The 25117-nt window shown below is 61.7% G+C and carries 28 protein-coding genes; 17 read left to right on the top strand and 11 right to left on the bottom strand.

Annotated features, from left to right (window positions below; all coding sequences use genetic code 11):
* Positions 1-38 precede the first annotated feature (38 nt).
* The 3 genes from E4M07_RS11905 to E4M07_RS11915 form a co-directional block, all read right to left on the bottom strand.
* Positions 39-545, bottom strand: a complete 507-nt coding sequence (locus tag E4M07_RS11905) for a DUF6647 family protein (RefSeq protein WP_136658576.1) — start codon at positions 543-545, stop codon at positions 39-41.
* 406 nt (positions 546-951) lie between these two features.
* Positions 952-1689, bottom strand: a complete 738-nt coding sequence (locus E4M07_RS11910; RefSeq protein WP_281404985.1) for a siderophore-interacting protein — start codon at positions 1687-1689, stop codon at positions 952-954.
* 190 nt (positions 1690-1879) lie between these two features.
* Entirely contained in the window at positions 1880-3967 is a 2088-nt protein-coding gene (locus E4M07_RS11915) for a S9 family peptidase (protein WP_136658577.1), read from the bottom strand.
* Between the two features lie 172 nt (positions 3968-4139).
* Here E4M07_RS11915 and E4M07_RS11920 point away from each other — a divergent pair, with 172 nt between their 5' ends.
* A complete protein-coding gene (locus tag E4M07_RS11920) occupies positions 4140-4502 on the top strand; it encodes an SH3 domain-containing protein (protein ID WP_136658578.1) in 363 nt (120 codons plus the stop codon).
* 6 nt (positions 4503-4508) lie between these two features.
* On the opposite strand, the gene msrB is transcribed toward E4M07_RS11920, so the two are convergent.
* Complete coding sequence (gene msrB, locus E4M07_RS11925; protein WP_136658579.1) at positions 4509-4928, bottom strand: peptide-methionine (R)-S-oxide reductase MsrB; 420 nt, start codon at positions 4926-4928, stop codon at positions 4509-4511.
* Between the two features lie 191 nt (positions 4929-5119).
* On the opposite strand from msrB, the gene E4M07_RS11930 reads away from it, so the two are divergent.
* From E4M07_RS11930 to E4M07_RS11965, 8 genes are all read left to right on the top strand, one after another.
* Complete coding sequence (locus E4M07_RS11930; RefSeq protein WP_136658580.1) at positions 5120-7486, top strand: putative monovalent cation/H+ antiporter subunit A; 2367 nt, start codon at positions 5120-5122, stop codon at positions 7484-7486.
* Between the two features lie 2 nt (positions 7487-7488).
* Positions 7489-7908, top strand: a complete 420-nt coding sequence (locus E4M07_RS11935; protein WP_136658581.1) for a Na+/H+ antiporter subunit B — start codon at positions 7489-7491, stop codon at positions 7906-7908.
* The gene (locus E4M07_RS11940; protein WP_136658582.1) at positions 7908-8285 is read left to right on the top strand and encodes a Na+/H+ antiporter subunit C; all 378 of its coding nucleotides are present in this window, start codon (positions 7908-7910) and stop codon (positions 8283-8285) included. The genes E4M07_RS11935 and E4M07_RS11940 overlap by 1 nt, the downstream gene beginning before the upstream one ends.
* Positions 8286-8290: 5 nt before the next feature.
* On the top strand, positions 8291-9862 hold the full coding sequence (locus E4M07_RS11945; protein ID WP_136658583.1) for a Na+/H+ antiporter subunit D: 1572 nt from the start codon (positions 8291-8293) through the stop codon (positions 9860-9862).
* Positions 9859-10332 carry a Na+/H+ antiporter subunit E gene (locus tag E4M07_RS11950; RefSeq protein ID WP_136658584.1) on the top strand — a complete coding sequence of 158 codons (474 nt, stop codon included), beginning with the start codon at positions 9859-9861 and terminating at the stop codon, positions 10330-10332. The genes E4M07_RS11945 and E4M07_RS11950 overlap by 4 nt, the downstream gene beginning before the upstream one ends.
* Positions 10329-10667 carry a cation:proton antiporter gene (locus E4M07_RS11955; RefSeq protein ID WP_136658585.1) on the top strand — a complete coding sequence of 113 codons (339 nt, stop codon included), beginning with the start codon at positions 10329-10331 and terminating at the stop codon, positions 10665-10667. Before E4M07_RS11950 ends, E4M07_RS11955 begins: the two co-directional genes overlap by 4 nt.
* Positions 10660-11016, top strand: coding sequence for a monovalent cation/H(+) antiporter subunit G (gene mnhG, locus E4M07_RS11960; protein ID WP_136658586.1), 357 nt, complete (start codon positions 10660-10662; stop codon positions 11014-11016). The genes E4M07_RS11955 and mnhG overlap by 8 nt, the downstream gene beginning before the upstream one ends.
* A 253-nt stretch (positions 11017-11269) precedes the next feature.
* Positions 11270-11692, top strand: coding sequence for a MucR family transcriptional regulator (locus tag E4M07_RS11965; RefSeq protein WP_136659179.1), 423 nt, complete (start codon positions 11270-11272; stop codon positions 11690-11692).
* A 120-nt stretch (positions 11693-11812) separates the two neighbouring features.
* Here E4M07_RS11965 and E4M07_RS11970 read toward each other — a convergent pair whose 3' ends face one another.
* The 3 genes from E4M07_RS11970 to E4M07_RS11980 form a co-directional block, all read right to left on the bottom strand.
* Positions 11813-12199, bottom strand: coding sequence for a DUF1761 domain-containing protein (locus tag E4M07_RS11970; protein ID WP_136658587.1), 387 nt, complete (start codon positions 12197-12199; stop codon positions 11813-11815).
* A gap of 125 nt (positions 12200-12324) precedes the next feature.
* Complete coding sequence (locus tag E4M07_RS11975; RefSeq protein WP_136658588.1) at positions 12325-12762, bottom strand: SufE family protein; 438 nt, start codon at positions 12760-12762, stop codon at positions 12325-12327.
* A gap of 147 nt (positions 12763-12909) precedes the next feature.
* Positions 12910-13176, bottom strand: coding sequence for a hypothetical protein (locus E4M07_RS11980; RefSeq protein WP_136658589.1), 267 nt, complete (start codon positions 13174-13176; stop codon positions 12910-12912).
* A gap of 277 nt (positions 13177-13453) precedes the next feature.
* Between E4M07_RS11980 and E4M07_RS11985 the strand changes: the two genes are divergently transcribed.
* The 3 genes from E4M07_RS11985 to E4M07_RS11995 all read left to right on the top strand — a co-directional run bounded on the left by E4M07_RS11985 (position 13454) and on the right by E4M07_RS11995 (position 16520).
* A complete protein-coding gene (locus E4M07_RS11985) occupies positions 13454-15301 on the top strand; it encodes a PAS domain-containing sensor histidine kinase (protein WP_136658590.1) in 1848 nt (615 codons plus the stop codon).
* Positions 15279-16094 carry a peptidoglycan-binding protein gene (locus tag E4M07_RS11990; RefSeq protein ID WP_136658591.1) on the top strand — a complete coding sequence of 272 codons (816 nt, stop codon included), beginning with the start codon at positions 15279-15281 and terminating at the stop codon, positions 16092-16094. Before E4M07_RS11985 ends, E4M07_RS11990 begins: the two co-directional genes overlap by 23 nt.
* 84 nt (positions 16095-16178) lie before the next feature.
* Positions 16179-16520, top strand: coding sequence for a DUF1491 family protein (locus E4M07_RS11995; protein WP_136658592.1), 342 nt, complete (start codon positions 16179-16181; stop codon positions 16518-16520).
* Here the strand turns inward: E4M07_RS11995 and E4M07_RS12000 are convergent.
* The 4 genes from E4M07_RS12000 to E4M07_RS12015 form a co-directional block, all read right to left on the bottom strand.
* Complete coding sequence (locus E4M07_RS12000) at positions 16507-17538, bottom strand: hypothetical protein (protein ID WP_136658593.1); 1032 nt, start codon at positions 17536-17538, stop codon at positions 16507-16509. The two genes, E4M07_RS11995 and E4M07_RS12000, sit on opposite strands and share 14 nt — an antisense overlap.
* A 463-nt stretch (positions 17539-18001) precedes the next feature.
* Positions 18002-18547, bottom strand: coding sequence for a DUF1254 domain-containing protein (locus E4M07_RS12005; RefSeq protein ID WP_136658594.1), 546 nt, complete (start codon positions 18545-18547; stop codon positions 18002-18004).
* Positions 18540-19130 (bottom strand): DUF1214 domain-containing protein, encoded by a 591-nt coding sequence (locus tag E4M07_RS12010; protein WP_136658595.1) that lies wholly within the window; start codon positions 19128-19130, stop codon positions 18540-18542. Before E4M07_RS12010 ends, E4M07_RS12005 begins: the two co-directional genes overlap by 8 nt.
* 81 nt (positions 19131-19211) lie before the next feature.
* On the bottom strand, positions 19212-21395 hold the full coding sequence (locus E4M07_RS12015) for a PBP1A family penicillin-binding protein (protein WP_169054231.1): 2184 nt from the start codon (positions 21393-21395) through the stop codon (positions 19212-19214).
* Positions 21396-21562: 167 nt separating this feature from the next.
* Here E4M07_RS12015 and E4M07_RS12020 point away from each other — a divergent pair, with 167 nt between their 5' ends.
* The 5 genes from E4M07_RS12020 (at position 21563) to E4M07_RS12040 (ending at position 25092) form a co-directional block, all read left to right on the top strand.
* The gene (locus E4M07_RS12020; RefSeq protein WP_136658597.1) at positions 21563-22021 is read left to right on the top strand and encodes a YcgN family cysteine cluster protein; all 459 of its coding nucleotides are present in this window, start codon (positions 21563-21565) and stop codon (positions 22019-22021) included.
* A gap of 199 nt (positions 22022-22220) precedes the next feature.
* A complete protein-coding gene (locus tag E4M07_RS12025; RefSeq protein WP_136658598.1) occupies positions 22221-22475 on the top strand; it encodes a hypothetical protein in 255 nt (84 codons plus the stop codon).
* Positions 22476-22506: 31 nt separating this feature from the next.
* Entirely contained in the window at positions 22507-23178 is a 672-nt protein-coding gene (locus E4M07_RS12030; protein WP_136658599.1) for a response regulator transcription factor, read from the top strand.
* Positions 23168-24574, top strand: a complete 1407-nt coding sequence (locus E4M07_RS12035; protein ID WP_136658600.1) for an ATP-binding protein — start codon at positions 23168-23170, stop codon at positions 24572-24574. Before E4M07_RS12030 ends, E4M07_RS12035 begins: the two co-directional genes overlap by 11 nt.
* Positions 24575-24663: 89 nt before the next feature.
* Positions 24664-25092 carry an RT0821/Lpp0805 family surface protein gene (locus E4M07_RS12040; RefSeq protein WP_136658601.1) on the top strand — a complete coding sequence of 143 codons (429 nt, stop codon included), beginning with the start codon at positions 24664-24666 and terminating at the stop codon, positions 25090-25092.
* Positions 25093-25117 lie beyond the last annotated feature (25 nt).

Raw genomic sequence — 25117 nt, forward strand, 5'->3', positions numbered from 1 at the left:
CTTCGGCCAGGAACGAACCGGGCGGTCAATCGCATCCGTCAGTAGGGTTGAGGACAGGCGCCATGCATAATGCTCAACAGCTCAAATCGCCGTGCCGCCTCGGCCAAACCATGGGCGCGCAGGTAGCGCGCCTGGACCCAGTAGGCTTCGCTCTCCAGCAATCCGGAACATGACGTTGAGGCCGGCCGATCATTGGCAGCCTGTGCGGCGTGGACAATTTCATGAACCAGGTAACTACGGCCGAGAGCGGTGGTGAGGTCGATTGTTGGGCTGAGCAGTATCTGCCCGCTGTCCGGCAGATACGCGGCAAGCGGCTCTTCGCCATGTGCGTAGGCTTTTGCAAACATCGACCTCAGCACGGCTGTTGTCGTTACCTGCACGGGCGGGCACGCTGCGGGTCCCCGATAGCCCGTTTCCTTCGAAACAAAGGCTGCGAGTTCCGACACGACGGCGCAGCTTGCAGCCAGTGCATTCGGTCGTGGAATGGCCGCAAGCAAACACCCAACCGCGACTATGGCCGCGCTTGTCCTTGTCAATTTCATCATGTGATTTGGGAATCGGCGTTGAACCGTGATGGCAGACGGACTCAGCCGATCGGGAGTGCCGCCGGAGCCTCAGGCGGCAGTATTTGCGACACCGCTTCCGGTTTCGCACGCCAATGCATGATCATTCACCAAGTGTGCCAGCATAGATAAGCCTCCGTATCGAAACAGGAAGATTTCTTGAGTGGCATATTAAGCGGGGCAGGCAGGTGGTTCCTTGAGAAAACTTTGAGAAATCGGGGCTGCCGTTGGCAGGGGACACTTGTTATTGAATGGAGTCCGCTTTCCGGACATTGTCCCGCACAAACGCACATGCGGCAAACGGCGGCTAGCCAGCCGCCGCGGTAGCCGCTCTGTTGATCCGGGTTCGACGTCCGATTGGCGGAACGGTGCCCCCGGCAGCGCGGCTTTACGCCGCCTCGGCGTTTTTCTCTATCTGGTGCTGGTCCTCGATCAGCCCGATCTTCCAGTAGGCGCTGATATACATCTTGCGCTTGTCGAGGCCCCGTTCCTTGATCAGGTAGCTGCGCAGTCCCGCAACGGCACCGGATTCGCCGGCAACGAACACCCCCGGCTGTCCTGTCGGCCAGTCGAGTGTCCTGAAAAACTCCAGCTGCTGCGCGCTGCTGACATGCGGATCCTCATGCACGAGCCAGTGGATCATGATGCCGGGCGGCGCGCTGACCGGCTGGATATCGTCGTCGCTGGTGATCTCGAATACCGCGTGGCCGACCGCGTCCTGCGGCAGCGCTTCGAGCGCCGCCGCCGCAGCGGGAATGGCGGCCATGTCGGCGCCGAACAGAAACCAGTCCGATTCGCGATCCGGTGCCTTGATGGGGCCGGGTCCGGCAACACCGATGATGTCGCCGGGCCCGGCGCGCAATGCCCAGTCGCAGGCCGGTCCGCCGCCCTCGTGGACAACGAAATCGATGTCGAGTTCCAGGGCATCCGGGCGATGGTGGCGGACCGTATAGGTGCGCCGGGTGATGGCCTTCGAGCCGCTTTGGACCTGCCGGCCGAATTCCTCGGAGGACTGACCGGCCTCCGGAAGGAAGAGCTTGATATGCGCGCTCTCCTGTTCGCCCGGAAAGTCGGCAAGGTCACTGCCGCCAAGCGTGACCCTTTGCATGTTCGGCGTCATCCGCACGGAGCGGGCGACGTGGAGGAGGCGCGTTTTTCGACGCGGGTTATCCGTTTTCTTCAATGGTTCTGTATCCCCGTTTCGGATTTCAAATCCGGTTTTGTTTCGAAAAGATGATTATTCAAGTCATATTATAGCGTTGACCTCGGCTCCGTCCAGACGTCGGTTCCATTCGCGCTTCCCGCGCTGGCCATCGCTAGGCCCGGTCCGTTACCTTCAGGGCGAAGGCGTACTCGAAAGCGACCTCCTCGAGCCGTCGGAAACGGCCGGACGCGCCGGCATGACCGGCATCCATGTTTGTCTTCAGAAGAACCGGCGCATCGCCGGTCTTGACCGCACGCAGCCGCGCCACCCATTTGGCCGGCTCCCAGTAGGTCACGCGCGGGTCGGTCAGCCCGGCCAGCGCCAGGATGGGCGGGTAATCCTGCACGCGAACATTGTCGTAGGGCGAGTAGGACGCAATGGTGTCGTAATCCTCCTTCGAGGCGATCGGATTGCCCCATTCCGGCCACTCGGGCGGTGTCAGCGGCAACGTGTCGTCGAGCATGGTGGTCAGCACGTCGACAAACGGCACGGCGGCGATGATCGCACCGAACCGGTCCGGCGCCATGTTGGCGACGGCACCCATCAGCATGCCGCCCGCCGAGCCGCCTTCGGCGACGATCCGGTCGGCGGAGGTGAATTTCTCCGCAGCAAGGAACTCCGCCGCCGCGATGAAATCGCGGAAGGTGTTGGTCTTCTTCAGATGCTTGCCGTCCTCGTACCAGGCAAATCCCTTGTCCTTGCCGCCGCGCACATGGGCAATCGCATAGACAAAGCCGCGATCGACCAGCGACAGGCAATTGGTGTTGAACGAGGCGGGGATCGTCGCGCCGTAGGATCCGTAGCCGTAAAGCAGGCAGGGCGCCGATCCGTCGAGGGCCGTGTCCTTGCGGTAAAGCAGGCTCACCGGCACCCCTGTTCCGTCATGCGACGGCGCCATCACCCGCCGCGTGACATAGTCGTCCGCATCGTGTCCGGAAGGCACCTCCTGGGTTTTCAGGAGCACGCGCTCGCGGGTGCGCATGTTGTAGTCGAACTGCTGCGACGGCGTGGTCATCGACGAATAGGAGAAGCGGATGACTTCAGTGTCATATTCGTAGGATCCCTGCAGGCCCAGCGAATAGGCTTCCTCGTCGAATGCGATGGCGTGCTCGTCGCCGCTGTCGCGCGCGCGGATGACGATCCTCGGAAGCCCGTTCTCGCGTTCCAGCCACACCAGGTGGTTGGCAAACACCATGTGGCTGAGGATCAGCCGGCCCGGCTGGTGGCCGACCACGTCGCGCCAGTTCTCCCGTCCGGGCGCGTCGACGGGTGTCTCGACGATTTTGAAGTCCTTGGCCCCGTCTGCATTGGTTAGGATGAAGAAGACGTCGCCGCCTTCATGCATGTCGTATTCGACCCCGGGCTGCCGAGGCGCCACGATGGCGGGCGTCGCCTGCGGGTCGCTTGCCGGCAGGATGCGGTACTCCGAGGTCTGGTGATCGTGGATATTGATGAAAATGAAATCGTTCAGCTTGCTGCCGCCGACACTGACGAAGAAGCCCGGGTCCGTTTCCTCATACACGAGGCGGTCTTTGGCCTGGGTGTCGCCGATGCCGTGGTAATAGACCTTTGAGGGCCGATGGTTCTCGTCAAGCAGCGTGTAGAAGAATCCGTCCGAACCGGGCGACCAGGCGCCGCCGCCCCCGGTGTTTTCCAGCCTGTCGTCGAGGTCGCCGGCGGCGTCGACATCGCGGACCTTGAGCGTGAAGAACTCCGAACCCTTGTCGTCATACCCCCAGATCATGCGCGTGTGATCGGGTGAGTGATTGGCGGCGGAAATCCTGAAATAGGCTTTGTCGGCGGCCTCCACGTCACCGTCGAGGAGCAGTTCCTGGTCGCCGCCGCCGCGCGGCACCCGGAAGAAGCGCGGCTGTTCGCCGCCGGTGACGAAGGACATGCCGTAGGCGAACGGCCCGTCCGGAGAAGGGACCGAGGAATCGTCCTCCTTGATGCGTCCGCGCATTTCCGAAAACAGCGTCTTCTGGAGGCCCTCCGTGTCGGCCATCGCCTGTTTCTGGTAGGCGTTCTCGGCTTCCAGGTAGGCCCTTATTCCCGCGTCGAGCACGGAGGGATCCTGAAAGACCTGCTGCCAGTTGTCCGCCCGCAGCCAGGCATAGTCATCCGTGCGCGAGACACCGTGGCGGGTATCCGTGGCGGGGCGCTTTTCCGCGACCGGGGCGGGCGGCAGATCCTTGAACATGGAGCTTCCTTCTGTTCCGAATATCTGGTCTTATCACGCAGATAAAGGGCCGGCGTGGCCACTTCAAGATGCGTATGAACGGCACATGAATTTCCGCGTCAGAAGCCGTTCACGGTCGCCGTGCGAATGTGCAGCCATCGAAACGCAACCGCCGCCTTGAGGGGATCGGATCATGACCATTGCACGCACATTCTTCGCATCGATCGTCGTTGCCGCCACGCTTTGCGCACCGGCGGCCCACGCATCGACCTTCGCGGCCTGGGAAGTCGCCAACGTCGACTGGGATGACGTCCTCAACGTCAGGGCCTGGCCGTCCTCGAATTCGGCGATCCGCGCCGGTTATCCGAACGGAACGCCGTTGTCGATGACCGGCCGGTGCATGAACGGGGTCGACCTCAAGGACATCACCACCCTGCCGAATGACGTGCAGGCCCAGATGGTCCGTTACACCTGGTGCGAGGTCTGGCACGATCCGTCGAACACCGGCGACTGGCAGACCGGCTGGGTCTACGGCCGCTACATCCGGCCGCAATAGACCGCGTCATTCGTCGGCGCTTTCCTCCTTGAAGGTGAGCGCCGTCCCGTTCATGCAGTAACGAAGGCCCGTCGGTTGCGGCCCGTCGTTGAAGACGTGCCCAAGATGGGCGTCGCAATCGGCGCAGCGTATCTCCGTGCGCGTCATGAACCACGAACGATCCGAGTGTTCGGTCACCGCGTCCTGGTCGACGGGCGAATGGTAGCTCGGCCAACCGGTGCCGGAATCGAACTTGGTGTCGGAGTGAAACAGCGGCCGCTCGCAGCACACACAGTGATAAACACCGGTGTCCTTGCTGTCCCAGTAGGGACCGGTGAAGGCGCGTTCGGTGCCGCCCTTGCGGGTGACATGGTACTGCTCCGGCGACAATTGGGCCCGCCATTCCGCGTCTGATTTTTCGACCGTTTTCTTTTTCGTGTCGGACATGTCGGTACCTCCTTTCAGCCTTTGTGTAGTGTCGCTGTGCCGGCTTCGCAACAATCGGCCGTTCAAATCGCGGTAAATCCCGCGTGCGGGGCCGATTCGGGTGGAAATCGGCCTTTGTGATCTTGCCGTTGATGCAGTGCATCATTAAATTCGGGCAAATTCTTGCAGGGAAACTCCATCCGGGAGAGAGAATGGACGCCTACATGCCCAGCACGACACTGTTTGTCCTGCTGTTACCGTTCATTGCGGCTCTATTCGCTCCCGCGCTTACCCGGCTATTCAGGCACAATGCGGCATGGCTGCTTGCCATCGTGCCGGTCGTCATATTCTGGCATTTCGCCACCTTCCTTCCGGAAGTTTCGAACGGCGAGGTCGTCACCGGCGGCTATCAGTGGATACCGGCATTCCGGGTCAATTTTTCCTGGCTGGTCGACGGCCTTTCACTGACATTCGCGCTTCTCATCAGCGGCATCGGCATCCTCATCGTGCTCTACAGCGGCGGCTACCTGAAGGGACACGAACATCTCGGTCGGTTCTTTTCCTTCATCCTGATGTTCATGGGCTCGATGCTCGGCCTGGTCATGTCGGACAGCTTCCTGATGTTCTTCGTGTTCTGGGAACTGACCTCGATCACCTCCTTCCTGCTGATCGGCTTCGACCACAAGCGGGAGGCCTCGCGCCGCGCTGCGCTCCAGGCCCTGGTGGTCACCGGCGGCGGCGGGCTGTTCCTGCTGGCGGGGCTGCTTCTGATCTGGAACGTAACCGGCATATCCGAAATGTCGCTGCTGTTGCGTTCGCACGGAGTCCTCGCGGACAGCCCGTTCTACGTGGCCATATTCATCCTCGTCCTCGGCGGCGCGTTCACCAAATCGGCCCAGTTTCCGCTGCATTTCTGGCTGCCGAACGCCATGGAGGCGCCGACGCCGGTATCGGCGTACCTGCATTCGGCCACCATGGTCAAAGCCGGCGTCTACCTGCTGATGCGGCTTAACCCCGTGCTTGGCGGAACCGCCGCCTGGGAGACCGTATTGCCGATCTTTGGCGGTGCGACGCTGATCGTCGGAACGCTGCTCGCGGTCCGGCAGACCGATCTGAAGCTGATGCTCGCCTATACGACCGTTTCGTCGCTCGGCCTGCTCGTGATGCTGACCGGGTTCGGCAATGAAAAGGCGGTCGAGGCGGCGGTGCTGTATCTGGTGGCACACTCCATGTTCAAGGGCGCGCTCTTCATGGTCGCCGGCGGCATCGATCACGAGGCCGGCTCGCGCGACATCACCAGGCTCGGCGGCCTGATGTCGGCGATGCCCATCACCTTTGCGGCCGCTTTCGCATCGGCATTTTCCATGGCCGGGCTGCCGCCGTTCTTCGGGTTCCTTGCCAAGGAGGAGATCTATGCCGGGCTGTGGCAGCCGGGGGCGTGGCCGCTGTTCCTCACCCTGGTTGCCATTGTCGGCAACGGACTGATGTTCGTCATCGGATTTGCCGTCGCGCTGAAGCCGTTCCTCGGCGAGAAGCCGCAAGGGCTCCGCGATGCGCATGACGGGCCCGTGCTGCTGTGGCTCGGGCCGGCGGTACTGGCCGTTGCAAGCCTGTTGACCGCGCTGTTCTCCGGCCTGACACACCGGCTGATCTCGATCCCGATGGCAACGGCCGTCGAGGGCGAACCGGTCTCGGTCTATATCTCGCTCATTCCGCATATCGGCATGCCGCTGCTGCTGTCCGGCATCACCATCGCTTTCGGCATCGTCGCCTATCGCAATCTGGAGCGCATGCGGGCCGCGATGGCGGCGGCGCTTGCCGCAATCGGGTGGGGTCCCGACAGGGGCTTTGACCAGTTCATCCGTGGCACGGTCCGGCTGTCGTTTGCCGTGACCCGGGTCATCCAGACCGGGCGCATGGAATTCTACATGAAGGTGACGTTCCTGTTGCTGATCGTCGCCATTCTCGTGCCGATGGTGCTCTTCGACGAACTGCCGGCCATGCCGCGCTGGCCGCAGGATATCTCCTTGTACGAGGCGAGCATCATGGCGATCGCCGCTGTCGGGCTGATCGCCGTCCTCTATGCCAGGGACCGCCTGACGGCGATCGTTTCGCTGGGCATCCAGGGCTTCGCCGTGGCGCTTCTCTTCATGCTCTTCGGGGCGCCGGACCTGTCGTTCACCCAGTTCATGGTCGAGACGCTGTCCGTCGTGATCCTGGCGCTGGCGATGACCAGGCTGCGGCTGACGCCGACGGACCACCGCCCGGTCGGCAAACTTGTCGGCGACATGGCCATCTCGATAGCCGGTGCAGGCGCTTTCCTGCTGCTGCTGCTCAAGGTGATCCAGCTGCCCTTCGACCTGACGCTTCCCGAATTCTTCACCCAGTACTCGCTGTCGATCGCCCACGGCAGGAACATCGTCAATGTCATCCTTGTCGATTTCCGCGGAACGGACACCTGGGGCGAGATCGCCGTTGTCATGGTTGCGGGCCTGGCAATTCTGTCGCTGATCCGCATCAGCGTGCGATCGTCGGCAAGGATCGCAGCCAACGACCCGACAGAAGAGGAGCGGCGGTAGTCATGCGCACACTGATTTTCCGGACCGTCGCACCCTATCTGAGCAGCCTCATGGTGTTGTTTTCGGTATTTGTCCTGTTGCGCGGCCACAATGAACCCGGCGGCGGCTTCATAGGCGGGCTGATCGCCGCCTCGGCCTTTGCCATATACGGCATTGCCTGCGGGGTGTCCCCGGTGCGGCGTGCACTCTATTTCCACCCGATGGGGATTTCAGGCGCCGGACTTCTGATGGCGTCCGTCGCCGGCCTGCTCTCGGTCTTTTCCGGCGTGCCGTTCATGACCGGCCTGTGGCTTTACGTGCCGATCTTCAGGGAGGAGCTGGCCCTGTCGACGGTGCTGCTCTTCGACGTCGGTGTCTATTTTGTGGTGGTCGGCGCCATAACCTCCATCGCGCTTGCGCTGGAAGAAAGGGAGGGGGATTGATGGAAGTTCCCATGGCCTTTCTGGTGGCCATCTTTTTTGCTGTGTCGATCTACCTGTTTCTGTCGAAGCACATCATCCGGATTCTGCTGGGCGCCGCCATTTTGAGCAATGCCGTCAACCTGCTGATATTCACGTCGGGACGGCTGACCCGCGAGATCCCGCCGATTTTGTCCGCCGACGGCCCTGTGGAAGGCGTCCTGACCGCCAATCCGCTGCCGCAGGCGCTGATCCTGACGGCGATCGTCATCGCCTTTTCGTTTTTCGCATTTCTGCTGGTGCTCGCTTACCGCGCCTATCAGGAACTTGATACGGACGACACCGAGGAAATGCGGTTCGCCGAGCCTGAAGAGCAGAAGCTTCCGCCGCTGGGATACTGACAAGAATGGCAACGTCCGACAAAGAACCCGTCGATTTGTCCGTGGCCATGGTCACCGATCCCGCGCCGCTGGCCGATTGGCTGGTCATTGCGCCGCTGGTGTTCGGCATGATCGTCGGCTCACTGCTGCTGATGGTGCGCAAGGACACGCGCCTGCAGCCCTACATCGCGATACCGGGGCTTGTCGTGCTGGTGGTCATCGCAGCGGCCCTGCTCGCGCATGTCGTCATCAGCGGGCCGGTGACCATGACAATGGGGCGCTGGCTGCCGCCCTTCGGCATTTCGTTCACGGTCGACATCCTCGGAGCGCTGCTGACGCTCACAGCCGCAATTGCGGCGCTCGCCGGCGGGATTTACGGTGCCGGCGATGTCAACAACAGCGGCCGGCGATACGGTTTTTATCCGTTCCTTTTTCTGATGATGGTCGGCGTCAGCGGCGCCTTCCTGACTGGCGACATCTTCAATCTCTACGTCTGGTTCGAGGTGCTTCTCATTGCCTCGTTCGGGCTTCTGATCCTCGGTTCGGAACGCGGTCAGATCGACGGCGCAACCAAATACGCCTTTCTCAACCTGGTCGCGACCACCTTCTTTCTGATCGCCACCGGTTACCTCTACGGAATATTCGGCACCCTCAACATGGCCGATATCGCCATCAAGGCAAAAACCATGGAGGAGAAGGCGCCGCTGGTAACGCTGCTCAGCCTTTACTTCCTGGCGTTCGGCATGAAGGCCGCGGCCTTCCCGGTCAATTTCTGGCTGCCGGCCTCCTATCACACGCCGCGGGTCGTGGTATCGGCGCTGTTTGCCGGCCTTCTGACCAAGGTCGGTGTCTATGCATTCATGCGCGTTGCATTCGTGCTGTTTCCGGCCGAGCGGGACATCCTCGGCTGGGTCATCGCCTCGATCGCCGCCGTGACAATGATCCTTGGCGCCATGGGCGCGCTTGCACAGACGGATTTCAGGAGGCTTCTCGGCTATCTTGTTATTTCGGGGATCGGCATCATGTTCGCGGGCATCGCGCTCGCCAGTCCCGACGGCGTCTCCGCAACCATATTCTACGCGGTGCATTCGATGATCGTCATGACCGCGCTTTATCTTGCTTCGGGACTTGCCGCCCGGGCCAGCGGCGGATTTTCAATTGCCGGCTCCGGTGGCATCTACACGACGCACCCGTTCCTGGCGGCCGTGACGCTGATCCTGTTCTTCGCGGTTTCCGGCCTTCCGCCGTTTTCCGGCCTGTGGCCGAAAGTGATCCTGGTGAAGGCGTCGCTGGATGTCGGTGCCTGGTGGCTAGCCGGGGCGGTGTTGCTGTCCGGTTTCCTGACGACGATTGCCGTCGGACGGGTCTGGGTCCTGTCCTATTGGCGCCCCGCACCGGCCGGGACAGGGGATGAGCAGGACGCGGAAAATCTCAACCCGCTCATCGACTACGCGCCGCTCGTATTGCTGACCGCCATTGTCGTCGCGCTCGGCGTGTTCCCGCAGCAGGTCCTTGAACTGTCGCAGACCGGAACAGAGCAACTGCTGAATCCAATCGACTATATCCGTTCGGTATTTCCGTCGGGAGGCGAGCAATGAGATTGTTTTTGATCAACGTGCTGCTGGCGCTGGTCTGGGCGGCGGTCACCGGATTTTACAGCTTCCTCAATCTTGCCTTCGGTTTCCTGCTCGGCGCGGCCGTGCTTTATCTCATCCGAGAGCAGGTCGGTTCCGTCGGCTATTTCTCGCGTGCCGGGCGCATCGTCAGGCTGATTCTCCTGTTCCTCTACGAGCTCGTCATGTCGGCAATCCGCGTGGCGATCACCGTCCTGAGCCCGAACATGAACATCAAGCCGGGGATCTTCGCCTACCGGCTCAAGGTCGACCGGGATTTCGAGATCACGCTGCTTGCGAACATGATCACCCTCACGCCCGGTACGCTCTCGGTGGACGTTTCCGACGACAAGAAGTTTCTTTACGTTCACGCGATTGACTGCTCTGACCCGGACGCGACCCGAAAGGGGATCGCGGACGGCTTCGAGCGCAGGATCCTGGAGGCATTCCGATGACGGACGCAGCGACACTCGTTGACTGGGCCGTGCAGCTTTCCCTTGCCCTGCTGTGTCTTTCCTTTGCGGTTACCGTCTATCGCGTAATCCGCGGCCCGACCCTTCCGGATCGCATCCTGGCGCTGGATATGCTGGTGGCCACCGCCATCGGGTTTATCGCCGTGATCGGCATCAAGACCGGCTACACGCTTTATGTCGACATCGCGATTGCCCTGGGGCTCGTCGGCTTTCTGGCGACGGTCGCGTTTTCGCGGTTCATCCTGGCGCGCGGGCCCGTGCAGGGGGACGACGGCGGTGTGGAGACCGCCCGGGAAGGGAACAGCGCCAATGAGTAGTTTTGTCGCGATACTGATTGCGTTGATGATCGTCATCGGATCCGGCTTCACCCTGGTGGCTGCCTTGGGACTTCTGCGGTTTCCCGATGTCTACACGCGCATGCACGCAGCCTCGAAAGCCGGAACGCTTGGATCCGGCGTCGTCCTCATCGCCCTCGGCATCGAGGCCGGCGACACCGGCACGCTGACGCGTGCGCTGGCGGGCGTTTGCTTCTTCCTCCTGACGGCGCCGATCTCCGCGCACCTTCTCGCGAAGGCCTCCTACGCCGTCGGCTATCCTTTGAGTGACCAGTCCGTGGTCGACGAAATGCCGAAGTCCGGAGACGGCGCGAATAGTGAGTCCCGGTAATACTGCACAAATTCAACAGGCAGCGTAAACTGCCGGGTTAGACTTGTTTTTCGTGAGTTTTAGTAGGCAAAAAGCAACCGAAAGGAAAAAAGGGTCTAATTACTCAAACTTTTTAGTTTAAAATGTAATTGATTAATGATATCAGCGCTTCGGGTGACAAAAAAAAGAGTGTCGAATAGACGCCTACAGGCAACACCAAAACAGGATGGGATTTTGGTACGATGACAACTTGAAATCATTTGAGGCGCGAAAAATGAGTGAAGCAATCGAAAATACCAGAGACGACTTGCTTGCCGAACTGACTGCAGAAGTTGTTGCAGCATATGTCAGCAACAATGTGGTCCAGACCAGCGATCTTCCGGGACTGATCGCAAATGTACACTCCGCTCTGGGATCAACGACCGCCGCAGAAGCGGCTCCCGCGGAAAAACCCAAGCCCGCTGTCCCCATCCGCAAATCCGTTCAGCACGACTACATCATCTGCCTTGAGGACGGGATGAAGTTCAAGTCGCTGAAGCGGCATCTGATGACCTATCACGGTTTGACGCCGGAAGAGTACCGGGAGAAATGGGGCCTGCCTGCCGATTACCCCATGGTGGCGCCGGCCTATGCCGAAGCGCGCTCCCGATTGGCGAAGGAAATGGGCCTCGGCCAGAAACGCAAGAACAGCGAATAGGCGACAGGACCGTTTCGAGGCCCGGCGTTACCTGTAGGGCAGAACAAAAAACGGGCACTGGGGTGCAGTGCCCGTTTTGGATTCCGGGGCCGCTCTTGAACGGCGCCAACTCGCTCTAGACTACAGAATACCCTGGATAATGATCATCACGATAACGCTGCCGATCAGGTACCCGCCATCGGTCAGGCGCGCATAGGCGCTGTTCTTTCGGAACATGCCGCCCGAATAGGCCAGGACGGCGAACGCGATGGTGCCGAGAAGGACGGTGAACAGCGCATTGGCGGCAGCGGTGACGCCGACGAACCAACTCAGCAGGAGCAGTCCCACGATCTGGCTCACCATGGCGCCGACGGGCATTTCACTCGCCGTGCCCATTTCGACGCCGACGCCTTCGGCCCATTTCGGTCCGAAGAGCATTGGCGAATACCACAGCCAGCCGAGCAGAAACGATACGACCGCGCCGATGACAACGGCAATCCAGTTTACGTTGCCTGCGATCTCTTCCATGACATTGATTCCCCGTATTGTTTCTAGAACGGCCTTCAATTAACACAATTGTTAATTGAAGTACAATCCGGGCCGTGACCGCCGATATAGGGGAAACTTCAGTCGGTTGGACTGGTACGGCGGCGTTACGGGACCGCGGAGCGCTCCAGCGATGCCTTGGCTTCGCTCTTGATTCGCGCGACCAGGGACCTCAGGCCGTTTGCGCGCTGCGGCGTCAGGTGCTCGATGAGTCCGAGTTTCGAAAACAGGGCGCCTTCGTCGAATGCGATGATCTCGGACGCCTTTTTTCCCGAGCAGGCCGCGAGCATGATCGCCACGAGACCGCGAACGATATGCGCATCCGAATCACCGATAAAGAACAGCACGGGATCCTGCGGATCCGAGGCGTCGATCCTGTAGACCAGCCACACCTGGCTGACGCAGCCCTGTACCTTGCTGGCTTCGGTCTTGTCCGATTCCGGCATGTGTTCGAGCGTCCGGCCGAGTTCGATCACATAGCGATAGCGGTCCTCCCAATCGTCGAGGAACTCGAAATCGTCGATGATCTGCTGCAACGAAGCCATGTGCTGATTCAATCCGTCTCGTCAAACCGCGTACCGTGAATCCGCCGCCGTTCGGGCCGCGCGGCGAATTCAACTTCGCATATAGGCAAATTGGCGGGACAAAGCACGAAAAAAGAACCTGCCGGCCGATCCCGACAGTATGTTGCTCTAGTCGCGCGCAGCCGCGATAAGGGCCGCTTCGCTGCGCAGCAACTGGGCTATTTCGTCGTCTTCGAACCTGGCGGCCAGCAGTTCTTCCGCGCCGGCCCTGCACAGTTCGGGATCGCGTTGGCATATCCGCTGGATTTTGGCCGCGAGTTCGCGCAGTTCGGCGGCGGACCGCGCCGAGCGATCGCCGACCGGAACCGCATTGTCGCTTGCGTTGCCCGGCAGAAACAGCAGCACGACGCCGAACCAGAACAGAGTTTTGACCATAAACCGCATTCGAAACCCCGGATCGCTCTGCCGGATCCTCCCGCCGCGATCCTCGAACCGGCCGCCGCATTGCGACATCTGAACCCATATTGATGAAGATTGTGTTTCAGCGGCCGGTTACGGGGCGTTAACCACAATCATCAAAGGTGGGTCCCCCAGACGCCAAGTGACCGGAAATTCCTTTGTTTTGGCGCGTTCGCCCGTCCGTTTTATCCATTCCTTAAGCAGCATTTGTCATTTTGAGCCTGCCAGAACAACAAGCGTATTGAGTACAAAAGTGGCCATCAGGGTGAAGCATTTTTTATCATCGGGACTCGGAACGGCCGGCAACCGCCGGGTGGCCAATTGGGTGCACCGCGATATCGTCGATGAAGGCGAGCGGCACATCCAGTCGCGGCTGATTGCCCTGCTGCTGATATCCGGCATCATCCTGGCGTCCGTATTCCCGTTCACGCTCATTCCCTCGTTCGGTGCCCGCGCGATCGCCGCGCCCGTTCTGGCTCTTTCGGCGGCTTCCCTGGCATTGTCCGGAATGCTTATGCAGACCGGTCGCCGGCAGGGCATCGAGATTGTCACCCTGGCGCTCGGTGCGACGGCCCTGACGGCCGTCGCCGTCGCGACTGGCGGATTCGCCTCGGCCGTGTTGCCGCTGGTGCTGCTTTTTCCCGCCGAGGCATACCGCATACGGCAGGACCGCAGTTCCCTGCAGGCTGGATTTGGCGCCGGTGCCGCGGTGCTGGTCGCCATCGCTGCAGCACAGGTCTTCCTTCCTCTTGCCGGATCGCCGCGAGACAGCGGGGCCGATATCGCTTCGGTCGCGGTGGTCGTGGCGCTTGGCATCTACGGTCTGCTGTTCGCCTACGGGTTGAGGCGTCGTCGGGCGGGCGTCTCGAAGCCGGTGGATACGGGCGGCAAGGACCGTGACGACCTGCTCCGCAGGCTTCCCGGTCTTGTCACACTTCACAACACACGTGGAGATGTGGTGTCGGTTGCCGGAGCCGGTGCGGCTGAGATGCTGGAGCAGGTCGGCGATGTCATCGGCCGCGGCCTGATCGAGCATATGCACGTCTCCGACCGCATAAGGTTCCTGCAGGCGGTGGATGATCTGCGCACCGGGTGTGCGGTGAAATCCATCACGGTTCGCCTGCGCAAGGGCGCCGACAATTCGAAGCAGGACCAGTTCCTGCACCTGTCGATGCAGCTCGTTGCGGATCACAGGGACGGAAGCTTCCAGGGATTTCTCGCCCAGGCTTCCGACATCAGCGAACATTTCAGGCTGCAGCGGGCCTACGCCAGGAAGGCAGAGGAAGCCGAAGCGGCAAACGAGGCAAAGACCCGTTTTCTCGCTGCAGTCAGTCATGAGCTTCGCACGCCGCTCAACGCGATCTTGGGATTTTCCGATTTTCTTTCGGGTGAATATCTGGGCGACAGCCTGAGCAACGAACAGCGCGAATATGTCGGCCTGATCAGCGAATCCGGAAAGCATTTGCTGTCCGTCATCAATTCGATGCTCGACCTGAGCAAGATCGAGGCCGGCCGGTACGAGCTGAATCTCGAGACGTTCAACGTCAAGGAGGCCGTCGATACCTGCGAGGCGATGCTTGCACAGCAGGCGCAGGAAAAGGGTGTCGTCCTGAACGCGCGTGTCGCCAAGGGCCGCCGCAAGATCACCGCGTGCCGCCGGGCACTGCAGCAGATCCTGATCAACCTGATGGCCAATGCCATCAAGTTCACCGACCAGGGGGGCGTGGTCACCGTTGATGCCTCCGAAAAGGAAGGCTGGGTGGAATTGTCGGTGTCCGACACCGGAATCGGCATCGCGCAGGAAGACCTGCACAGGATCGGCGCGCCGTTCGTTCAGGTCGAGAACCACTACGACCGCCAGTATGAAGGCACGGGTCTCGGCCTCAGCCTGGTGAAAGGCCTTGTCGCCCTGCATGGCGGACAATTCGCGATCGACAGTGTTGTCGACACCGGCACCACCGTGACGGTCAAGCTTCCCGTTGGCGGACCTGAGCGCCCGGACGGCGCGACCCAGGACAACGCCGTTGAATTCCCGCCGCGTCTGACAGGCAGTGAGAACAAGACAATGGAGACTATGCATGACCAGGCGAAAACGGCCTGAGGCGAAACGGCGCTTCCGGGCTCTTTCAGGCCTGGTGCGATCCTTCGGCGATCTGATCGGCCGGCATCCGTCGATCGCCGGCGGTATTACCGTATTCGCGGTCGCGTTCACCTTTGTTTCCGTCAATGCGCTGATCTATCAGCCCGGCAAGCATCCGGCGCCGCTCTACGATACGCGCGGCGTCACCCATAAACCGTACCCGCTGGACATGAAGAAGGTGCCGGTCCCTTCGAGCCGGGTCACCACGTTCCGCATCGAGCACAGCGATCCGCAAAGCACGGCCAGCATTCCGCCGAGGCAGACCGTGCAGCCGCAGGCCATCGTCTACGACCTTCAGCTCGCCATGCGCCGTGGCGGGTTCTATGGCGGGGCGGTCGACGGCGTTTACGGTCCGCAGACGCAGGACGCGATCCTTGCCTACCAGATCAGCGCCGGCCTGGAGCCGACCGGAACGGTTTCGGACGTGCTGCTTGTTCATGTACGGCTGGCCGGTGAGGATCCGGTGGCTGTGCCGCAACCGAAACCGGGCGGCAAGGCTCCCGCGGCAGACGCCGCTTCGCCCGCGCCCGCACCGGCGCCGCGTGCGGCCGGGGAGGACCAGGTTGCCGACCTCATCAGGGATATCCAGAGAGGGCTGAGCAACATCGCCTATGCGGATGTCCAGGTTGACGGCGTGATCGGCAAGCAGACGACGACTGCGATCGCCGATTTTCAGCGCCACTACAGGCTGCCCGTCACGGGTCAGCCGGACAAGCTGGTGCTCCAGAAACTGCGCGAGATCGGCGCGCTCTGATTGTCGTCCGGTCTTGATCCGGGCGTGGTAGGTGCCGCAAATACCCCAGGAACGGCTTGAATTGACTGCGGATGGCTCCGGAAAATGCGCCTGACGACGGAAATGTGGGTAAAAGCCCTGTTGCGCAGGGTCTTCGGCGACGGCGGCTTCGCCGCGGTCGAACGGACCGGCTCGGCCGAGGCCGGCGCGATTTTCATTCGCGTTCGCGGCAGGGAAGGGGACCAGTCACTGCTCTCTCCCGCGCCCCAGAGCCTGTTCGACACGGCAAAGCCGTCGGACCGGACATTCGAGATACGCCTGGCGGCCTGCGACGGCGACGCGGTCGACGCGGTGCTGGAGCGTGAACGGAATTTCGATCCGGATCTGTGGGTGGTGGAGATCGAAACCGACGACCCCGAGCGCTACCTTTCAGTCATGCCCGCTTGACGTCCTTTGTCTCGGCGGCCGGCTGTGGGACGCCGCGATCGTTGGATGCCGGGCGCTCTTCGCGCGATTGTGTCTGGGGCTGATAGTGCACCCGCTGTTCCGATGCGGCCAGAGGATTTGCGCGCACCCACGCCATGACACGCTCCATACTGTCCTTGCGGTCCGTCGCCTCGACGAGAAGCGAGGCCTGCTGGGTGCCGTCAACTTCGCGCCGGAGCTGCGGAAATATGGCCACCAGCACACGCCTGATGTCTTCATCGGCCATGTTGAGCGCGCGTAGTGCCATCGCCAATTGCCGTCCCGACAGGTCGAGCATGATCCGCTCCGCCAGCGAGGGCTGTGCGCAGAGCGCGCGCGACAGCATTTGCGAGAATCGGACCGGCAGACAAGCCTCGGCGGCCTGGATCAATTTGCGCAGGTCCGGACGGCCCGTCTGGATTTCTGCGCCGGAATGCTGCTGCCCGGTGTTGATCCGCCTCAGCGCAAGGTCCTTGATGCGGTTGCGCAGCACATCCTCGTTGTATCGCCTTGCAGCTTCCCGCGATGCCATGAGGCCGGTGGCCGCGCCGTCCTTGGCCGCATGCCGCAGGCGCAGCGATCGTGACACCGCAGCATCGTCGAGGGATGACAGCGCCGAGATCAGCAGCGGCGACAGGGTCTCCCGGCGTGAAATGGCGCGCGCATGGACAATGTCGTTGCGGGCCAGGATCTGCAACAGCAGCTGATCGTTGAGACAGGGACTGATGGCCAGGAAGGGCGCCGAGATCCGGATCGGCTGGTCCGCGACCTTGAGAACGACGTCCTGCGGCAGGTGCCGGATCTTTGACAGGGCGGCCGCGGCCGTTCGGCGGGTATCCTCGCGCGTCAGCTCGAACAATCCGGCAAACAGGTTGGAGAATTGCCGCAGGTCCTGCGACGTCGGGTGTTTCAGCGCCTCGAATCCGGAAATGGCCGCAAGCAGTGCTGCGTCCTTACGACCGGCTCTGCCGGCTCTTTCCAGGTCGCGAAAACGATCCAAGATACTCCACCCACGCTACGCAAGACTTCATATAAACTAAAAGTAAAGCCAAATAATTAGCAGACTATTAACTATCAGCGGTTTCTAATCCAAGTGTTCGCAATCGGGTGTTCTTCCGCTAGATGCGGCATACCCGGCGCGCTTGTAATGCGCAGATATCAGTATGGAGTTGTGCAAGGTGTCCATTGTTAGGAGAGGGGACGGCTAAGTGCGCAACGCACCGTTCCCGTCGAGGGAAACGGTGAAACCGATGGCTGACATTATCCAACTCAGTTCGCGATCCACGGCACGACGGCCGCGCCGATTGCCGAATAATGCCCGCCGTGAGGGCGCAACGGTCCTGATGTTTACGGGCGTGCGGTACGAACAAAAACACGGCAGGAAACAAATCGTTGCCGACCGCAAGCGCGGCGGAAAGGCCTGATCCGGCCGCACAATCCCCGGCGAGCCCGTTCGGACATACCTAGGCCGCGTCGGCGCTCTGGCACACGGCGCTGCTCAAAAACTCCCGGATAATCAGTTCCCAGCTCGAGTCGGGCGTGACGGTTCGAAGCACCAGGTAGCCCGTCGTGCCGGGAAACTCTATGAGCACGGATTCCGCCAGCGTCTCCGGCAGGCTCTTGCGATAGCCGATCATCTGCAGAGGCGTGACGATGGCGATGTCCAGTTTCTTGTCCATCGCCGTGCGGTCGTTCATGCTGTAGATCTCGTTTGCGCCCGGATCGAAGATGGCAAGAGACCAGTAGTATGAAAAACCCGAAGCGGTGATCCGTGCCGGTTTTTCCGTAATGTCGAAACGGCACACCGCGGTGCGGACGAACGGGTTCGCCGAGGTCAGCCCGCCGGGTTTGTCGATCGGCAGTATGTGGAAGAATTCCGTCGGGCCGAGGGCGTTGATTTTCGTCCACGCGTCGCGCTCCGCATAGGCGGGGATCGCCAGGATGATGACGATGTGCAGGAGTGCAGCGCCGGCGATGCCGGAAAGCAATATGTAAGCCAGCCTACCCATCGCGGCACGTTCCGCGGATGATTTCGGGCATCTGCAGATCGATAAGACGCGAACTGCCGGCAGTCGGCGTATCGAACAGTGTCAGAACCAGTTTGAAGGGTTGGTATCGGCGACCCGTGGAAATCCAGTTGCCGGTCTTTGGGTTGCCACTGACATTGATGGCAAAGGCGCCGTTCTGGTTCTTTGCCACATTTTGCGAGTGAAACGCCGAAGGAAAGGCGGGGTCGACCTCCAGCAGCGCATCGTTGGCGTCGGTCGCGTGGAGGGTCCAGAACCGAGCAGGCGGCGTCTGGCCGGCGATCACGTAGTCACACTCGACGACCAGCCGCGCGCCGCTGCTGTCGTTGCCGGCAAAAAACACCAGGCCTTCGGCATCGCCGAGGAGCAGCTGGCCGGCGCGGGCGCGGTGGGCCTTGGCATAGGGATCGGCCTGCTCGGTCTGCGCCAGGGGCCAGGCGGTCCACGGTCCGATCGCGATCGAACCGAAACCGATCGTCGCCTTGAGCGCGTAGACCGCGCTGATCATGGCGCCGCCGAAGGCAATGATGAAAATGGCAGCGATGGTGGCGGGGACGCGGAACAACGACGTTTGGCCTCAAGGTCGAATGAACGGTTCCCCTGACATAGCAGTTGCCCGCGGAATTCGCCAAACCGGAATTGAAGCCTACTCGACCGCGGCTGGCTGCTCGTCCGGTTTGAAGGCCACGGAACGCTGCGATTGCGTGTTCACCGGCGGTGCGTTCGCAAAATCCTCGGCCAGTTCGCGCAGCAGCGACGTGGCTTGCTTGGACAGGACACGGGGCCGGATGATCGGCTCTCCGCTGTCGTCGGTGAGCTCGCTCCGCGTTGCCAGCTTCTCGCTTCCGTCTTCCTCAAGCTCCGGGTCCTCGATGCCGGGTATCGGTTTCAGTTCAATGCCTTGATGGGCATATGTCATGAACTGCTTGAAGGTCATGGCCGGCAGCGACCCGCCGGTCATGCGCGCCGTCGGCTGAAAATTGTCCTTGCCGAACCAGACAGCCGCGGTGAAGTTGCCGGTGAAACCCACGAACCAGCCATCGCGGTAGGCCTGCGTGGTGCCGGTCTTGCCGCCGGTCTTGATTCCCTCGAGCTTGGCCCGGCGGCCCGTTCCCCACTCGGGAATCTGGGTGAGAATCGTGTTCATCGAGCGGATCGTCTCTTCATCGAGCAGCCGCTTGCGCTCCGGCACATCGCGCCGCTGGTCGAAAAGAACCTTCCCGGAATAGTTCATGATCTGCGTGATGCCGTGACGGTTCGGCGCCATGCCGCCCGCCGCAAACACCGAATAGGCCGTCGCCTGATCGAGGACCGTCACTTCGGATGTTCCGAGCGGCATGGTCTTGTCCAGCGCGACGTTGCTTTCCACGCCCAGCCGTTTGGCCATTTCGGCGATCTTCTCGGTGCCGAGATGATCGCGCGCAAGGCGGACCGGTATCGTGTTCACGGACTTGACCAGCGCAGTCGTCAGGTCGATCCGGCCCTTGTATCCGCGGCCGTAGTTGCGCGGCGACCATCCCCGCCAGGTGATGGGTGCGTCGCGGATGGTCGTTTCCGGCGTGAAGCCGTTTTCCATGGCTGTCGTATAGACGAATACCTTGAACGATGACCCCGGCTGCCGCAGCGCCTTGGTCGCCCGGTTGAACTGGCTTTCGCCGTAGTCCCGCCCGCCGACCATGGCCCGTACGGCACCGCCGTTCTCGATCAGGATGATGGCGCCCTGGTCGACATCGTAGCGCTTGCCGTATTGGCGCAGCCCCGCCTCGAGCGCTTCCTCGGCCGCCCGTTGCAGGTTCTCGTCGATGGTCGTGCGCACGATCAGCGAATGATCGTGATAGCGCGCTGCGATGCGCCTGACTTCCTCGAAGGCCCAGTCAAGGAAATAGTCCGGCGATTCCCTGTCTCCACGGTCGACAATGTCGGCCGGCTTGCGCCGCGCGCCGATGACCTGTCCCTCGGTCATCAGCCCGCCCTGGACGAGGTTTGTAAGCACTTCGTTGGCGCGTCCGCGCGCCGCCGGCAGGTTGATGTGCGGCGCGTAACGGGCGGGCGCCTTGAACAGCCCGGCCAGCATGGCCGACTCCGCCAGCGTCACGTCGGTGATTTCCTTGCCGAAATAGAACTGTGCGGCGGCCGCGATGCCGAAGGTGCCGCCGCCCATATAGGCCCTGTCCAGGTAGAGCCGCAGGATCTCGTTCTTCGACAGATTGGCCTCCAGCCACAGGGCAAGGAAGGCCTCCTTGATCTTGCGCTCGATGGTGCGCTCGTTGGTCAAAAACAGGTTTTTCGCCAGTTGCTGGGTGATGGTCGAACCGCCCTGGACGACCGAATTGGCCCGCACGTTTTCCGTCATGGCGCGCGTCAGGCCAAAGAGATCAATGCCGAAATGCTCGAAGAATCGGCGGTCTTCCGTCGCCAGCACCGATTTGATCAGATGGTCCGGCAGCGCGTCGATCGGCACCGAATCCTCATGGATGATGCCCCTGTGGCCGATCTCGTTGCCGTAACGGTCGAGGAAAGTGACGGCGAAATCGTCCTGTTCGCGCCAGTTGCCGTAGGTTTCCTCGAAGGCGGGCAGCGCCAGCGCCAGCAGCAGCACGGCGCCGGCCGTTCCCAGCGTCATCGACTCCCCGAGCACCTCGAAAAACCACCTTTTGTAGCCTTTTGCGTGGTACCGGCGGAAGAAGATGTTGATGTCTTCCCACTTCTCGCCGAGCCCGGAGCCGGCCGACCAGAGCACCGAATCGATCCATGAATCGAGCCGCAGGAAGAGATGCCGGCGTTTCCTCGGTCGCTGATCCTGGCTGAAAGGGTCCTGCAACTTGGTTATCCCGTCTGTTGACTGGCGGTGCGGCGACGTTCACAACGCACCGGTCCGCCCAAGGTCCTTACTGGCCGCGCACCCTCTTGTCTTGTGCCTATATTAGAACATGTGGGCAAGGGGTGCAGCAAAAAGTAACAGACATTGTTACCGTCGCGCTAAAGAACGGAGTGCCGATGACGCGCGATCCTTTCTGGAAAACGACCAGCCTCGAGGAAATGTCCGACGAGCAGTGGGAAAGCCTGTGCGACGGCTGTGGACGCTGTTGTCTCAACAAGCTTGAAGACTGGGACACCGGCGAAATCGCCTGGACCAATGTCGCCTGCAAGCTGCTCGACGCCGATTCGTGCCGCTGCACGGACTACGAGAACCGCCAGGACAAGGTGCCCGAGTGCATCAGCCTCACGCCGAAATCGGTACGGGCGCTCACCTGGCTGCCGCCGACCTGCGGCTACAAGCTGATCGCCGAGGGCAGGGATCTCTACTGGTGGCATCCGCTTGTCTCTGGCGACCCGGAAACGGTTCATATTGCCGGCGTTTCGGTGCGCGGGCGCACGGTCCCGGAAGCCGGCATGGAGGCGGAGGACTTCGAGGAACACATCGTCGACTGGCCGTTCGAGCCGGTGGACGGCTGACACGGCGCCCATGGGCGCCGGCAACGAACATGAACCGTCCGTTCATTTTTAGTTCAGACACGGTCCTGTACACATTAACGACAAGTTTAATCAGTTGGCCCGCGCCATGGACGAAAAGGCGGGGCCGCATATAAGGTGTGCCGGGTTTTTCCGGTCATTCCAGGGGTTAACGGCCAAGCGGCCGTCTTGAAGGTCGAAGATGAACGGTTATAAGAAGATACTGCTGGTCACGCTGATGGCCCTGCCGTTTGCGGCGCTGGAAGCAGGCGATGCCGCCGCTCAGAGCGCCGACTGTTCGGCCGCGGTCCAGCGCGTGCTGGCACAGACCAACGGTCAGTTGCTGTCGGTCAAGGTCGCCAAGAACGGCGGACAGCCCGTCTGCAAGATCACCGTGCTTGCCCCCGATGCGAGCGGCAAGAGACGGCGCAAGATGACCGTCAATGCCAGGCCGTAGCCGGCCAGGGTGAATCGGAGGCGGGCAGAGCATGCGAATACTTGTTGTCGAGGATGACCGGGATCTCAACCGCCAGCTCAGCGAGGCGCTGGAAGAGGCCGGATACGTGGTCGACAAGGCCTTCGACGGTTCGGAAGGCCACTTTCTCGGCGATACCGAGCCCTACGATACGGTCATACTCGATATCGGGCTTCCGGAAATGGACGGGATAACGGTGCTCGAGGAATGGCGTGCGGCCGGCCGGTCCATGCCGGTGCTCATCCTCACGGCGCGCGACCGCTGGAGCGACAAGGTGGCCGGAATAGACGCCGGCGCCGATGATTATGTCGCCAAGCCTTTCCACGTTGAAGAGGTGCTCGCCCGGGTGCGGGCGCTTATCCGCCGCGCCGCCGGGCATTCATCATCCGAGATCGCTTGCGGACCGCTGCGCCTCGACACGCGCGGCGCCAAGGCGACCGTTGACGGCAAGGCACTCAAGCTGACGTCCCACGAATTCCGCCTGCTGTCCTACCTGGTGCATCACGAGGGCAAGGTGGTGTCGCGCACCGAGCTCGTCGAGCACATGTACGACCAGGACTTCGATCGCGATTCCAACACGATCGAGGTGTTTGTCGGGCGGCTGCGCAAGAAGCTTGGCACCGATATGATCGAAACCGTGCGCGGGCTTGGATACCGGATTCAGGCTCCAGGCGATGGCAGCTGAAAAACGGCAGCCGCGTTCGCTCGCGGCGCGTGTTCTTGTTATCGCAACAGGCTGGGCGGTCATCGCGCTCATCGTAATCGGCATCCTCATCCTGACGCTCTACCGCAACGGCACAGAACGCGGGTTCCGAGACCTGTTGCGCGCCCAGCTTTACAATGTCATCAATTCGGTTTCGCTCGGCGAGAACGGGCGGCTCGAGGGAACGCCGCAACTGGGCGACCTGCGCTTCAGCCAGCCGGGCAGCGGCTGGTACTGGATCGTCGATATTGTCGGCGACAACCCCCCGGACAAGCTTGCCTCGGTCTCCCTCGGTGACCGCACCATCGCGATCGCCAGCCCTGAATCCGCGCCCTTCAACGAGCGTTACGAACGCATCTATGCAGCGCTCGACAGCACCGGACAGGAGGAACTGGTGGCCGAGACCGAGGTGCTCCTCGGCGACAACGGTGAAATCGCGCGCTTTCGCGTCGCCGGAGCCATGGCCGACCTCAACGCCGATGTGTCCGCCTTCTCGCGGCAGCTCATTCTCTTTCTCGTCGTTTTCGGCCTCGGCAGCCTGTTGGTGAACGCCATTGCCATTCTGTTCGGCTTGCGCCCGCTCGACCGGATTCGCCGGTCCCTCGAGGAGATCCGTGCCGGCAAGACCGAATCGCTCGAGGGCAGTTTCCCGCGCGAGATCGCCCCGCTGACAGGCGAGGTCAACGCGCTGATCGAGAACAACAGGCGAATCATCGAGCGGGCGCGCATGCAGGTCGGCAACCTGGCCCACTCGCTGAAGACCCCGATCGCCGTTCTGCTCAATGAAAGCCGCGCGATGGAACCGGATCAGGCGCGGCTCGTCCACGAGCAGGCGACGGCGATGCAGAACCAGGTCCAGCACTATCTCGATCGCGCGCGTATCGCTGCCCAGCAGAATTCGGTTCTGGTGCGAACGGACACGCAAAAGACAATGCAGCGCCTGATGCGGGTGATGGAGCGGCTCAACCCGGACATGGAATTCGAGCTGATCATGCCGGACGATCCGCCCGATCTCGCCATGGAGCAGCACGACGTCGAGGAGATCCTCGGAAACATGCTTGAAAATGCCGGCAAATGGGCCACCGGGCGCGTTCGCATCCGGGTCGAATCGGAAGAACCGGTGCCCGCCGCGGCGGGGTCGGAAACGCGCGTGGCGCTCGCTGTTACGGTCGAGGATGACGGGCCCGGCATGCCGGACGACCAGCTCGCCGAGGCGATGAAACGCGGACGCCGGATGGATGAGAGCAAACCCGGAACGGGACTGGGACTTTCGATCATCAAGGAGATTTCGGAGGAGTACAAGGGGTCGGTCGAACTCGGCCGCAGCGATCTTGGCGGCCTGAGCGTGACGGTTTATTTGCCGGTTGCGGTTCGTTAATCTTTGCGTCCCATCATGTCAGCCAAAACACTGCCACAATGACGCCCTATGTCGACTTCAAATCTAGGTACACGGATAAAGGCGGGACCATGAGATTCGGCTACCTGATATCGTCGTTTGTGCTGGCGCTGGCGGTTGCCGGCTGCTCGAACACGGGCGGGCAGTCGAGTTTTCTCAACTCGTTCGTCCCGCAATCGACCGGTAAATCTTCCGTGATCGATGCGCTGAACGGCGGCATTATTGACCCGTCCGTTTCGGCACAGCTGAGCTCGGAGGACCGCATGAAGGCCCTCGAGGCCGAATATCGTGCGCTGGAAATTGCTCCGAGCGGACAGATCGTCGCATGGCAAGGCGCGCAAAGCGGCGTTTCCGGCGAGGTTTTCGCCGCGCAGCCCTATGAAGTGGGGTCCCAGAACTGCCGGCAATACGTGCACAAGGTGGTGCAGGACGGTGTGACCACGACCGCGCGCGGAACGGCCTGCCGCTCCGAGGACGGCAACTGGACGCCGCTTGTTTGAAGCCCATAATTACAATAATTAAAGG

It is taken from the genome of Nitratireductor sp. XY-223, assembly GCF_004959855.1.
GTDB lineage: Bacteria > Pseudomonadota > Alphaproteobacteria > Rhizobiales > Rhizobiaceae > Hoeflea_A.